Annotated in this window: 8 protein-coding genes; 3 read left to right on the top strand and 5 right to left on the bottom strand. The window is 75.4% G+C overall.

Annotated elements, in window-relative coordinates; all coding sequences use genetic code 11:
• Positions 1 to 104: 104 nt before the first annotated feature.
• From QWY28_RS18335 to QWY28_RS18325, 3 genes are read right to left on the bottom strand one after another with little or no spacing between them, the layout of a single operon-like run.
• Complete coding sequence (locus QWY28_RS18335) at positions 105 to 767, bottom strand: sortase (RefSeq protein ID WP_300954031.1); 663 nt, start codon at positions 765 to 767, stop codon at positions 105 to 107.
• Positions 764 to 919 (bottom strand): hypothetical protein, encoded by a 156-nt coding sequence (locus QWY28_RS18330; RefSeq protein ID WP_300954030.1) that lies wholly within the window; start codon positions 917 to 919, stop codon positions 764 to 766. Before QWY28_RS18330 ends, QWY28_RS18335 begins: the two co-directional genes overlap by 4 nt.
• A 3-nt stretch (positions 920 to 922) precedes the next feature.
• Positions 923 to 1,987 (bottom strand): glycosyltransferase family 2 protein, encoded by a 1,065-nt coding sequence (locus tag QWY28_RS18325; RefSeq protein ID WP_300954029.1) that lies wholly within the window; start codon positions 1,985 to 1,987, stop codon positions 923 to 925.
• Positions 1,988 to 2,376: 389 nt separating this feature from the next.
• On the opposite strand from QWY28_RS18325, the gene QWY28_RS18320 reads away from it, so the two are divergent.
• The 3 genes from QWY28_RS18320 to QWY28_RS18310 all read left to right on the top strand — a co-directional run bounded on the left by QWY28_RS18320 (position 2,377) and on the right by QWY28_RS18310 (position 10,035).
• Positions 2,377 to 3,414 carry a glycoside hydrolase family 26 protein gene (locus QWY28_RS18320; protein WP_300954027.1) on the top strand — a complete coding sequence of 346 codons (1,038 nt, stop codon included), beginning with the start codon at positions 2,377 to 2,379 and terminating at the stop codon, positions 3,412 to 3,414.
• Positions 3,415 to 3,490: 76 nt separating this feature from the next.
• Positions 3,491 to 6,736 (top strand): ATP-dependent helicase, encoded by a 3,246-nt coding sequence (locus QWY28_RS18315; protein WP_300954026.1) that lies wholly within the window; start codon positions 3,491 to 3,493, stop codon positions 6,734 to 6,736.
• Complete coding sequence (locus QWY28_RS18310; RefSeq protein ID WP_300954025.1) at positions 6,733 to 10,035, top strand: ATP-dependent helicase; 3,303 nt, start codon at positions 6,733 to 6,735, stop codon at positions 10,033 to 10,035. Before QWY28_RS18315 ends, QWY28_RS18310 begins: the two co-directional genes overlap by 4 nt.
• On the opposite strand, the gene QWY28_RS18305 is transcribed toward QWY28_RS18310, so the two are convergent.
• The gene (locus tag QWY28_RS18305; protein WP_300954024.1) at positions 9,987 to 11,054 is read right to left on the bottom strand and encodes an NAD(P)-binding domain-containing protein; all 1,068 of its coding nucleotides are present in this window, start codon (positions 11,052 to 11,054) and stop codon (positions 9,987 to 9,989) included. The genes QWY28_RS18310 and QWY28_RS18305 overlap by 49 nt on opposite strands.
• Before the next feature lie 45 nt (positions 11,055 to 11,099).
• Positions 11,100 to 12,353 carry a zinc metallochaperone AztD gene (aztD, locus tag QWY28_RS18300; RefSeq protein WP_300954023.1) on the bottom strand — a complete coding sequence of 418 codons (1,254 nt, stop codon included), beginning with the start codon at positions 12,351 to 12,353 and terminating at the stop codon, positions 11,100 to 11,102.
• Between the last annotated feature and the right edge of the window lie 123 nt (positions 12,354 to 12,476).

Below are 12,476 nucleotides of genomic sequence, written 5' to 3'. Positions count from 1 at the left end.
CTCCGGGTGCCTGGTCGCATCCGAGGAGGACGCCGGTCACGAGGACCCCCGCGACCAGGGCCCGGGCCCATCGCCACCCTCGTGACGAGCCTGCGCGCGGCACGTCAGCGACCACTCGCGGCGGCCGGCCGGTCGCCGGCCGACCGGCCCGCCGGCTGCCAGCCGTCGGACATCCGGCGCTCGGCCCGGACCAGCCGGCCGCGCACGAACATCCGCTTGCTCGACCCGTAGCGCGGCCAGCAGGTGGTGAGCGTCAGCCGCCGGCCGTCCGTCGGCGCCAGCACCCACGAGGCGTCGACCCCGACGATGCGCGGCGCCGTCTCCAGGTGGTAGGTCCAGCGGTGCTCACCCTGCTCGAAGACCACCTCGTCGCCCGGCCGGAGCCGGTCGAAGTCCGCGAAGGGCTCACCGTGGCCGGCGCGATGGGCGGCGATCCCGACGTTCCCGCGCGCGCCGGGCGGCGGCGTGCGCCGGTAGTGGCCCGGGCCCAGGGCGAGCTGGGGCAGGCCTGTGCCCTCGACCGCGACCCAGGCCCACGCAGGTCCGAGGCGCGGAATGCGCAGGACGCCGAGCGGGTCTCCGACACCGCGTTGTGCTGCCACGGGGATGCCCCGGGCGTCGGCGACGGCGGCCCCGACCGGTAGCTCGTCCGCGAGCCGCTCCTGCGCGACCGCCGTCCGGTGCGCCTGCACGGAGGGCTGCAGGAACGGCCAGCAGAGGAGCCCCAGGCCGCAGAGCCCGAGCAGGCCCGCCGACCACGCCCTCACCGCTCGCTCCGAGGAACGATCCGCAGGATCGCCAGGGAGAGGGCCAGCAGCGCGAAGCCTGCGAGGAAGACCCAGATCGGCGCGCCGGTCAGGCCCGTCATGGCCAGGCCGGTCCCGCCGCCGGTCGCGGCCGCACCAGGGGTGTTGTACATCGCTCACCACCTCCTCTCGGAGCGCACGATGGCCTGGGCGAAGGCGCGGCCCTGGACCAGCTGGAGGAAGACGTCGTAGGCCATCTCGACCACGAGGGGCGCCGCGAGCAGCATCTGGCGCCAGCCGCGTCGGCGGACGGTCACCACGCGCTCGAGGCAGAACACGAGCGAGACGGCCAGCCAGAACGCGTCCAGCCGGAGCTCGGTCGCGAGACCCCAGGCGATGGCCGCGAGGTAGGCGCAGGTGGCGACCAGGCCGAGCACGCTGAGCAGCTGTCGGCCCCAGTAGGACGCGGTCACGCGGGTCAGCCCGTAGTCGACGATGTTCTCCAGCGCTCCGCGCTTCCAGCGGCAGCGCTGGTCCGCCAGGGAGCGCCAGGTCGTCATCACCTCGGTCTCCAAGGTGCAGCCGCGCGGAGCGAGGATCGCGTAGCCGAGGTGCATCAGGGCCAGCGACAGCTCGTTGTCCTCGGTGAGGACGTGCACGTCGTACACGTTCCCGCAGCGGCTCTGGTCCGGCAGCCGGCCGAGCCTCCGCCCCTCGGCGACCTCGCGCAGCACGTGGACCGGGAAGACCGAGGCGGTGCCGGTCAGCACGAGCGCCCTGCCCCGGCGGCGACGGACGTCACGGGCGTACCGGGCGTACTCGTTGCGCTGGAAGGTGCCGAGCAGGCCGCCGCCCGGGCCGCCTCGAAAGGTGCCGCCGACACCGCCGAGCGGTCGCCCGTCGCGACGGCGGCGGCCGTCGGCACCGTCGAGGTGGTCGCGGGCGCACGCCAGGAACTCCGGGTCGAGCAGGGAGTCGGCGTCCATCACCAGGACCAGGTCCAGGTCGTCGAGGTCCGGGAGCAGCCGCACGAGCGCCTGGTTCAGTGCGCCGGCTTTCTTGTGGAGGTTGCCGGTGGTCATGACGACCTCGGCGTCCAGGGCGCCGGCGACCTCGGCCGTCCGGTCGGTGCAGTTGTCGGCGACCACGACCACCCGGTCCGGCGGCCTGGTCTGTCGCCGCAGCGACGCGAGGGCGGCGGGGAGCGCCGCCTCCTCGTCGTGCGCGGGCAGCAGCGCCACCAGCCGGCCGTGCGCCGGCCCGCGACCTGCCTCTACGAAAGCCTCTCCTGCGACGCGCGCCTCCGCGTGCGTGCGCGCCTGTGCAGGCGACAGCAAGCTCACCATGTCTCCTCGAGTTCAGCCGGCCCCACGAACGGCTGACCACCACCGATGCGGCGGGATCAGGTGACATCAGCGGGGCATCGCTGCCCCCCGAGAACTTCTGGCGTCGTAGTCAGAGTGATCCCCTCGAGCCGGAATTCCTCCCCTCCTTAGGGGTAGTTCTCGACTTTTTCCTGGGGTCGACGGCCCCGAACGGACTAGTCGTTCGGTCCGACCCCATGGCCCGGCCGGGTCGTTCCGGCCCGGATCGTGCCCGGGACGCCCCGCGCGCGTGCCAGCGTGCCGGCGTGGAACGTGCGACGACGCGGCGTGCGGCCGCCCTCCTCGTGGCGGCCGTCCTGGCGACCGTCCTCGGGGTCGGCTGGACCGGCAGCGCCGGAGCCGACCCTCCCCAGCCGGGGGACCGGCCGGCCGGCGCCGCGGAACGCGGGTCCGGGGTCGTGCCCCTCGGCGAGCGGGTGGAGCTCGGGGCGTACGTCGACGGCATGCAAGCGGCACCGGCGTTGCTCACGCTCTTCGAGCGCACCGTCGCCCCGGTCGAGATCGCGTCGTACTACTACGGCTACGGCGACGTCTTCCCCTCCACCGTGGACCGCCTGCTCTCCGCGGACGGGCGCCGCAAGCTGCTCGTCTCGTGGGACATGGGACCGAGCCGGTTCTCCACGTGGGCGGCCGGTGACCACGACGCCTACCTCGACCAGGTGGCCGCGGCAGCCGTCGCGTTCGGCGATCCGGTCTGGGTGCGCCCCTGGCCGGAGATGAACGGTGACTGGCAGGACTTCCAGCCGACGGCCGGTGGTGGGCGCAGCGCCGGCGGCACCTATGCGGAGTTCAAGGCGGCCTGGCGCCACGTGGTCGACCACCTCCGCGCCCGTGGGGCGACCAACCTGCGTTGGGTGTTCAACCCGACCGCCGACACCTATGCCGAGACCACCCCGGTCGAGCGGATCTGGCCTGGTCGGCGCTATGTCGACGTGCTCGGCCTGGACGGCTTCAACTGGGGCCGCGACGCCGGCTGGGGCCGCTGGCGGAGCTTCGCAGGGATCTTCCGCGAGCAGTACCGCCGTCTGACGGCGCTCGCCCCCGCCCTGCCGGTGTGGATCTGCGAGGTCGCCTCCAAGGAGCCCCGCTACGACGACGGAGCCCCCGCGGACCGGGGCCGCGACAAGGCGGCCTGGGTACGGGCGATGCTCCGGGACCGCTCGATGCCGCGCATCCGTGCCCTCGTCTGGTTCCACGCCGACAAGGAGCGTGACTGGCGCATCGACTCCTCCGCCGACGTGCTCGCAGTGCTCCGCCGGCTGCTGCCGGCCGCCCACCCCTGACTGCTCGGGCGACCGAGGTGACGCGGATCGCGGTGTCCCTCCCGCGGTTGTCGGTGCTCGGTGTTGTGATGGGTCCATGACCACCACCGCCGCTGCGCCAGCCGGGAGGAGCCCGGGCGCGACGTACCGCCTCGCGCGCCGTCCGGTCGCCGCTGCGGTCCCCATCCTCGACGAGCACCAGCAGCGCGTCGTCGACCACGCCGGCGGCCCGCTGCTGGTGCTCGCGGGCCCCGGCACGGGCAAGACCACGACGCTGGTCGAGGCGATCGTGCGGCGCATCGAGGAGGGGGCGCGCCCCGACGAGGTGCTGGCGCTGACGTTCTCGCGCAAGGCCGCCGAGCAGCTGCGCGACAGGGTGACCGCCCGGCTCGGGCGGACCATGGCGACCGGGCTCTCCTCGACGTTCCACTCCTTCGCCTACGCCCTGGTGCGGCGCTACGCGCCCGCGGAGCTGTACGCCGCACCCCTGCGCCTGCTCTCGGCGCCCGAGCAGGACGTCGTCCTGCAGGAGCTGCTGACCGACGCGCCGGAGTCGGTGCGGTGGCCCGACCACCTCCGCGCCGCGGTCGGCACGCGCGGCTTCGCCCGCGAGGTGCACGCGGTGCTCTCGCGAGCGCGCGAGCGCGGGCTGGACCCGGCCGACCTCGCGGCGCTGGGCCGCGCCGAGGGGGTGCCCGAGCTGGAGGCGGCCGGACTCTTCCTCGAGCAGTACCTCGACGTGCTGGGCGACCAGTCCGCGATCGACTACCCCGACCTCGTCGCCCGCGCGGTGATCGAGGCGCACGTCCACCGTGACGAGCTGCGGGCCCAGCTGCGGCACGTCTTCGTCGACGAGTACCAGGACACCGACCCCAGCCAGGTCGCGCTGCTGCGCGCGATCGCCGGCGACGGGCGCGACCTCACGGTCGTCGGCGACCCCGACCAGTCCATCTACGGCTTCCGCGGAGCCGACGTGCGGGGCATCCTCGACTTCCCGCGGGAGTTCCCGACCGTCGGCGGTGACCCTGCCCCCGTCGTCGCGCTCGGCACGACCCGCCGCTTCGGCTCCCGGCTGCTGCGCGCCTCGCGCTCGATCGCCGCCTCCATCGGCGTCACCGGCTCGATCCCGCTCGAGCAGTACGCCGCCTTCCGCAACCCCGTGCCCGCCGACAACACCCACGGCCCCGGCGCCGTCGAGGTGCTCACCTTCGACACGCACCGGGCGGAGACCGAGCACACCGCCGACCTGCTGCGCCGCGCGCACCTCGAGGACGGCGTGCCCTGGTCGGACATGGCGGTGCTGGTGCGCTCCGGCCGCGCCTCGATCCCCGGCCTGCGTCGCTCGCTGAGCGCGGCGGGCGTGCCGGTCGAGGTCGCCGCGGACGAGACGCCGCTGGTGCGCGAGCCCGCGGTGCTGCCGCTCCTCGGCGCCCTTGCGGTGGTCGTGGACGCCGACGTCGACGACCCCGCCGACGAGGACCACGTCGGCGCCGACCGGGCCGAGGCCCTGCTGACCTCGCCGCTCGGCGGCCTCGACGCCACCGACGTCCGCGCGCTGACCCGGGCGCTGCGGGCGGCCTCGCCGGGCACCCCCGCCCGCGAGCTGGTGCGGCGCGCCGTGCTCGAGCCGGCCGCGCTCGCCGACATCGACGGGGAGCCCGCCCGGCGCGCCCTGCGGCTCGCCGACCTGCTGGCCCGCGCGCGTGCGGCGCTGGCCGGCGGGGCGACCGCCGAGGAGGTCCTCTGGCTGCTGTGGGACGGAACCGACTGGGGCCGTCGGCTCCGGCAGGCCACCGCCGCCGGCGGCCAGGCCGCCCGGCTGGCCCACCGCGACCTCGACGCGCTGTGCGCCCTGTTCGAGGTCGCCGCCCGGACCGAGGAGCAGCAGGGGCACCGCAGCGTGCGGAGCTTCCTGGAGACCCTGCGCGCGCAGGAGATCCCCGCCGACACCCTCGCCGACCGCGGCGTGCGCGGCGACGCGGTCCGCCTGCTCACCGCGCACCGCTCGAAGGGCCTGGAGTGGCGGCTGGTCGTCGTCGCCCACGCCCAGGAGGGTGCGTGGCCCGACCTGCGTCGTCGCGACTCCCTGCTCCAGGCGGACCGCATCGGCCGCGACGGCCTGCTGCCGCCGCTGACCCGGGCGGCGATGCTCGCCGAGGAGCGTCGGCTCTTCTACGTCGCCGCCACCCGCGCCAAGCAGCGCCTGGTGGTCACCGCCGTCCGGTCGCCCGACGACGAGGGCGAGCAGCCCTCCCGCTTCCTCACCGAGCTCGGACGCGAGCCGGTCCACCGCGTCGGGCGGCCGCGCCGGCCGCTGTCGATGGCCGGCCTGGTCTCCGAGCTGCGCCGCACCGTCGCCGACCCGGGGGAGCCCGAGGCGCTGCGCCGCGCCGCGGCCCGCCGGCTGCGGATGCTCACCGAGCTCGACGTGCACGGCCGCCCGGTCGCCCCGCAGGCCGACCCCGCGACGTGGTGGGGCCTGCGCGCCCCGAGCCGCTCGGAGCGGCCGGTCCGCCCGAGCGAGGAGCCGCTCACGCTCTCGGCCAGCGCGCTCGACGGCCTGCTGACCTGCCCCGCCCAGTGGTTCCTGCAGCGCGAGGCCGGCGGCGAGGTCGTCAGCTCCAACAGCCAGGGCTTCGGCAAGGTCGTCCACGCGGTGGCCGAGCGGCTCGCCACCGGGTCCCTCGGGGTGCCGCCCGACGATGTCGACGTCGAGCGCGACCTGATGCCGCTCGTCGACGAGGTGTGGGGGCGGATGGAGTTCCGCACGCCGTGGTCGCGGGCCCGCGAGCGCGAGGCGGTCGCCGCGGCGCTGGAGCGCTTCCTCACCTGGCACCGCCGCCCGGGCGCGCGGACGGTGCTCGCCGTCGAGCCGAGGATCCGCGCCGAGGTGCGGCTGCCGGACGGCCAGGTCGTCCGACTGCACGGGTACGCCGACCGACTGGAGCTCGACGAGGACGGCCGTGTCGTCGTCGTGGACCTCAAGACCGGCAAGTACGCCCCGACCGGGCCGGAGGTCCAGCGCCACTCCCAGCTGGGGCTCTACCAGCTGGCCGTCGACCACGGCGCGGCCGACGAGCACCTGCGCGAGGCCGGGGTCGAGGGCCCCGGCGTCTCCGGCGGCGCCGAGCTGGTCCAGCTGAGGCTCGGCGAGGTGCTGCCGAAGGTGCAGCACCAGCCCCCGGCCGCCGGCGAGGGGCCGCGGCTGGTCGAGGAGCAGCTGGCCGCCGCCGCGGCCGCCCTGCGCGCCGAGGACTTCGTCGCCCGGCCCGGTGGCCACTGCGACCGCTGCGCGTTCACCGCGATCTGCCCCACCAAGGCCTCAGGGACGGTGCTCTCATGACCTCGACCGTGTCCGACCGCCCGGACGTCCGCGACATCACCACTCCCGAGCAGCTGCGCGCGGTGATGGGGACCGACTGGACCTTCAGCGACCAGCAGTTCGCCGCCGTCACGGCGCCGCTCGAGCCGGCGGTCGTCATCGCGGGCGCCGGGTCCGGCAAGACCACCGTGATGGCCGCCCGCGTGGTGTGGCTGGTCGCCACCGGGCGCGTCGCGCCCGGGGAGATCCTCGGCCTGACCTTCACCACCAAGGCCACCGCCGAGCTGCAGACCCGCATCCGCGAGAGCCTGCGCCAGGCCGGGCTGCTGCCCGAGCGAGGCACCCGTGCGCCCGGCCCGGACGGCGAGGAGCAGGAGGTGGAGGAGCCCACGGTGGCGACCTACCACTCCTACGCCTCGGCCCTGCTCTCCGAGCACGGCCTGCGCATCGGTCACGAGCCCGACACCCGGCTGATCGCCGACGCGAGCCGCTACCAGCTCGCGGCCCGCGCGGTGCAGCGGTACGCCGCGCCCGTCGAGCAGCTGACCGACTCCCCGCGCCACGTCGTGCAGTACCTCCTCGCCCTCGACGGCGAGATGAGCGAGCACCTGGTCGGGCCGGCCGAGGTCCGCGCGCACGACGAGCGGCTCCGCCCGCTCCTCCTCGAGGGCATGGCCACCGAGCACCGCAAGACCTACCGCGCGCTGAACGAGAAGGCGGTCGCGGCGATCGACAAGCGCGCCGAGCTGCTCGGCCTGGTCGAGGCCTACCGCTCGCTGAAGCGGCACCACGGGCTGATGGACTTCTCCGACCAGATCGCCCTCGCCGCCCGGCTGGCCGCGGAGTGTTCCGAGGTCGGCGAGACCGAGCGCGCCAAGTACAAGGTCGTCCTGCTCGACGAGTACCAGGACACCTCGGTGGCCCAGGCGCTCATGCTGCGCCGGCTCTTCTCCGGCCCCGAGGCCGAGGCCGGCCGCGGCCACCCCGTGATGGCGGTCGGCGACCCCAACCAGGCGATCTACGGCTGGCGCGGGGCGTCGGTGTCGAACATCCTGGAGTTCACCCGCGAGTTCCCCACCGAGGACGGCGCTCCTGGCACGACGTACCCGCTCACGGTCAACCGGCGCTCCGACGCTCGCATCCTCGCCACCGCCAACCACCTCGCCGGGGAGCTCTACGCCAGCCGGCCGGACCTGCTGCCGCTCGAGGCCAAGCCCGGAGCGGCCGACGGGGAGGTCCGGGCAGTCGTGCACGAGACGTGGGACGACGAGCTCGCCTGGCTCGGCGACCGGGTGCTCGAGACCCACGCCGCGCTCTCGGCGACCACCGACGGGCCATGCTGGAAGGGGATCGGCGTCCTCACCCGCGACAACGCGCACGCGGCGGCGGTCTTCGACGCGCTGAGCGCCCGCGAGGTCCCGGTCGAGATCGTCGGCCTCAAGGGGCTGCTGCGCCTGCCCGAGGTCTCGGAGGTCGTGGCGACCCTGACCCTGGTCCAGGACGTCACCGCCAACGCCGCCCTGCTGACCCTGCTCGCCGGACCCCGGTGGGCGATCGGCCCCCGCGACCTGGCCCTGCTCGGCCGCCGCGCCCGCGAGCTGGCCGGCGACACCTCGGGGGCCACCGCGTTCACCGACGTCCGCGAGCAGCTCGCGGCCGCCGTCGAGGGCGCGGACCCGACCGAGATCCCGTCGCTGTGCGACGCGCTGGAGGACCCGGGCGACCTGGAGTACTCACCCGAGGCGCGCGAGCGCTTCGTCCTGCTGGCCGGTGAGCTGCGCCGCCTGCGGCAGGCGGTGGGGGAGCCGATCCTCGACCTCGTGCGGCGGATCGTGGAGACCACCGGGATCGACGTCGAGCTGGCGTCCTCGGTGAGCCCGGCGGCCTCGGCCCGCCGCGACAACCTCGACCTGTTCGTCCAGGCGGTCGCAGAGTTCCAGGCCGTCGACGGCCAGGTCACCCTGCCGGCGCTCCTGGCCTGGCTGGAGGCCGAGGACGAGTTCGGGCAGGGCCTCGACGTCGCGACCCCCTCGGAGGCCGACTCCGTCAAGCTGCTGACGGTCCACCGCGCCAAGGGCCTGGAGTGGGACGCGGTGTTCCTCGTCGGGGTCACCGAGCGGAAGTTCCCCACCAACCGCACCCGGTCGAGCTGGCTGACGGTGCCCTTCGTGATGCCGACCGCCCTGCGCGGCGACGCCCGCGACCTGCCGCAGCTGGCCGGTCACGCGCCCGAGGACCTCAAGGCGCTCGGCGAGGCGGTCAAGGCGCACGAGGCGCTGGAGGAGCTCCGCCTGGGGTACGTCGCGTGGACCCGCGCCCGGCACTCGCTGTGGGTCTCGGCGTGGCGGTGGGCGCCGCACCTCAAGAGCGGCCTGGGGCCGTCGGCGTACCTCTGCGCCACCCGGGACGCCATGGCGGGTTGGGGTGCCGAGCCGGACCGCTGGGCCGAGTGCGCGGTCAAGGGCGAGGAGAGCCCGTACGCCGACCGCTCGCCGGACCTGCCCTGGCCGATCTCGCACCGCACCGCCGAGGTGGAGCGCCGGGTCGAGGCCGCTCGCCGGGTGCGGGAGGCCGACCCGCTGACCGACGCCGAGCTGGCCGGCGGCATCGAGGACGGCATCGAGGACGTGCTCGAGCTCGAGCGGGTCCAGCAGTGGGACGACGAGATCGCCCGGCTGCTGGAGGAGGCACGGCGCGACCGCTCCCCGCACGTCGAGGTGGAGCTGCCGAGCAGCCTCTCGGCGACCTCGCTCGCCCGGCTCCGCGACGACCCCGACGCGCTCGCCCGGGACCTCGCCCGGCCGATGCCGCGCCAGCCCTCGTCGGCGGCCCGCTTCGGCACGCGCTTCCACGCCTGGGTCGAGGCCCGGTTCGGCCAGCAGCTGCTGCTCGACCCCGACGAGCTGCCCGGGCGCGCCGACGTCGACATCGACGACGACGCGGACCTGCAGGAGCTGATCGCCCGGTTCGAGGAGGGTCCGTTCGCCGACCGGGTGCCGGTGGCGGTCGAGCCGTCCTTCGCGCTGGTCGTCGACGGCCAGGTGGTGCGCGGCCGGATCGACGCGGTCTACCGGGAGGACTCCGGGGCCGGCGAGGGCTACCTCGTCGTGGACTGGAAGACCGGCCGCTCGGGCGAGGCCGACCCGCTGCAGCTGGCGATCTACCGCCAGGCGTGGGCCGAGCTGCACGACCTGCCGGTCGAGCGGGTGCGGGCGGCGTTCTACTTCGTGCGCAGCGGGCGGGTGGTCGAGCCGGCCGACCTGCCGGACCGTCAGGAGCTCGCGGCGCTGCTGCGGGTGGCGGAGGTCGCGGACAGGTAGCGGCGCACCGCGGTGGCGGCCACCCGGCCCGCGCGGTTGGCGCCGATGGTGCTCGCCGAGGGGCCGTAGCCGACCAGCTGCACCCGCGGGTCGGCCACGGCGGTGGTGCCGTCGAGCCGGATGCCGCCGTGCTCGGAGCGCAGGTGGAGGTCGGCGAGGTGCCCGACGGCGGGTCGGAAGCCGGTCGCCCACAAGATCGCGTCGGCCGGCTCGAAGGAGCCGTCGGCCATGCGCACCCCGTGCGGCTCCACCGCGGTGAACATCGGGTGCCGCTCGTAGGCGCCGAGGCGGGCCGCCTCGTGCTCCTGCGGCCGCAACGCCAGCCCGGTCACGCTGACCACGCTGGCCGGCGGGAGGCCGCGGCGTACCCGCTCCTCCACCAGCGCGACCGCCTCGCGGCCCCGGTCGGGGGTGAACTCGTCGGTGCGCCAGACCGGCGGGCGGCGCGTCACCCACAGGGTGTCGGCGACCGGGGCGAGCTCGCCGAGGTGCTGGACCGCGGAGGCACCGCCCCCGACCACGACGACCCGTGTGCCCCGGAACCGCTCCGCGCCGGGGAAGGCCACGGTGTGCCACTGCTCGCCGGCGAAGGTCTCGACGCCCGGGTAGTGCGGCACGAACGGTCGCCGCCAGGTGCCCGTCGCGTTGACCAGCGTGCGGGTGGTCCACGACCGGTCGCCGGCACCGACCACGAGCAGGCCGCCCGGGCCGTCCTCGACCCGGTCGACCACGACCGGCCGGACCACCGGGAGGTCGTGGGACCGCTCGTAGGCGGCGAAGTACGCCGGCACGACGACGTTGGCGCGCCCCGGCCCGTCGACCGGCGGCACCGAGTCGGGCAGCGCGGCGACGCCGTGGACGTCGTGCATCGTCAGGGAGTCCCACCGGTGCTGCCAGGCGCCACCGGGCGCGGCGTCGGCGTCGAGCACGACGTGGTCGAGGCCGAGCCGGCGCAGGTGGTGGGAGGCGGACAGGCCGGCCTGCCCGGCTCCCACCACCACCGCGTCGTACGTCCTCACACCGGCAGAACGCCGGAGGTCAGCCCGTTAGTCCGGCCCGGCCGCTCAGCCCGCCGTGGCGACGACCTCGTCGGGGGTGTGCGGCAGCCGGTGGCTGACCACGACCTCGCCGGTGGCGAGGTCCACGACGTGCAGCCGGTCGCGGGCCGGCTCGGTGACGTACGCCGTCTCGCCGACGACCCGCAGCGTCGGCCGCGCCTCCTGCCACTCCTGCGGCTCGCGCCACGCGCCGACCACGGGGATGGAGCGCGAGACCTTCGCGCGCCGCACGTCCACCACGTGGAGGGCGCCGTCGGTGCCGAGCACCAGCCCGTCCCCGTCCTCGGTCCGGCCGAGCGAGCGGAAGGAGTAGCTCGCCGGCAGGTCGACCAGGCGGAGCGAGGCGTCCCGGGTGTCGACGACCGCGACCCGCGTGGGCCGCTCGAGCTCGGCGTCGGCGTCGGTCTTGTAGTCGCCGAGGACGAAGGGCGAGGTCTCGTGGCCGGCCTGGTTGCCGATCCGGCCGTAGTCGTCCGGGCTCGCGACCTTGGTGATCCGGCGCCCGTCGACGACCAGCACGCCGTCCTCGCAACCGACGACGGCCACGTCGCCGGCGAACGCCTCGCCGTGGACGCCGGGGCACTCGTCGCTCGCTGCCAGCTCGGCACCGGTGGACGTGACCACGCGGACGCCGGAACGGGACTCGGCGTCGCCGACGGTGTGCAGCAGGGTCCCGTCGGCCTCCTGGGCCGCGACGCCGTGGTGCGCCTCGGGCAGCGCGGTGGTGTCGACGACGGGGTCCTCGCCCTCGGCGATGCGGAACGGGTCGACGACGGTGATCTGGCCGGTGCCGTCGTCGAAGAGGGTGGTGAGGCCGTCGTGGGCGACGGCGTGGCCCGGCTCCTCGGCCGGCACGGTGAAGGAGGTGAGCGCGGGGTCGGTGCTCCAGGAGTGGCCGTGGTCGCCGTGCGCCTCGGTCCAGGAGCCCAGGTCGAGCGCGGTGAAGGCGCCCGCGGCGGAGACGAAGGCGTGCCGGCCGTCGCCGGCGGGGTTCAGCCGGACGTACCCGTCGAGCGGCTCGTCGAGCAGCACGTCGCCGGTCGCCGGGTCGAGGACGAGCACGCCGCCGGCGTACGACACCGCGACGCGGGGCTGCGGCCCGGCCTCCTCGACCGCGTCGGCCGCCTCGGCGGTGGGGGTGGGTGTGGCCTCCGCCGAGGAGCGGGCGGCCGGGTCGCCGCCGGGGCCGGGGTCGGCCCCACAGGCGATCAGGGCGGGGGCGAGGAGGGGCAGGACGAGGAGTGTTCGCTGTCGCAGCATGAGAATGATTCTCACTAGAAATGAGAATCGTTGTCAACTGAGCGCTGCGTGGGCGCCGCGCGGGCGCTTCGCGGGACGCTGCTCAGGTCGCCGCGCCTGCGGGCCGTTCCCGGCGCGCGTCTA

Origin of the sequence: Nocardioides oceani (assembly GCF_030412965.1) — a bacterium.
Lineage (GTDB): Bacteria > Actinomycetota > Actinomycetes > Propionibacteriales > Nocardioidaceae > Nocardioides > Nocardioides oceani.
The sequence above is the reverse complement of the archived record's forward strand: the minus strand, read 5'-3'. Positions and strand labels throughout refer to the sequence as shown.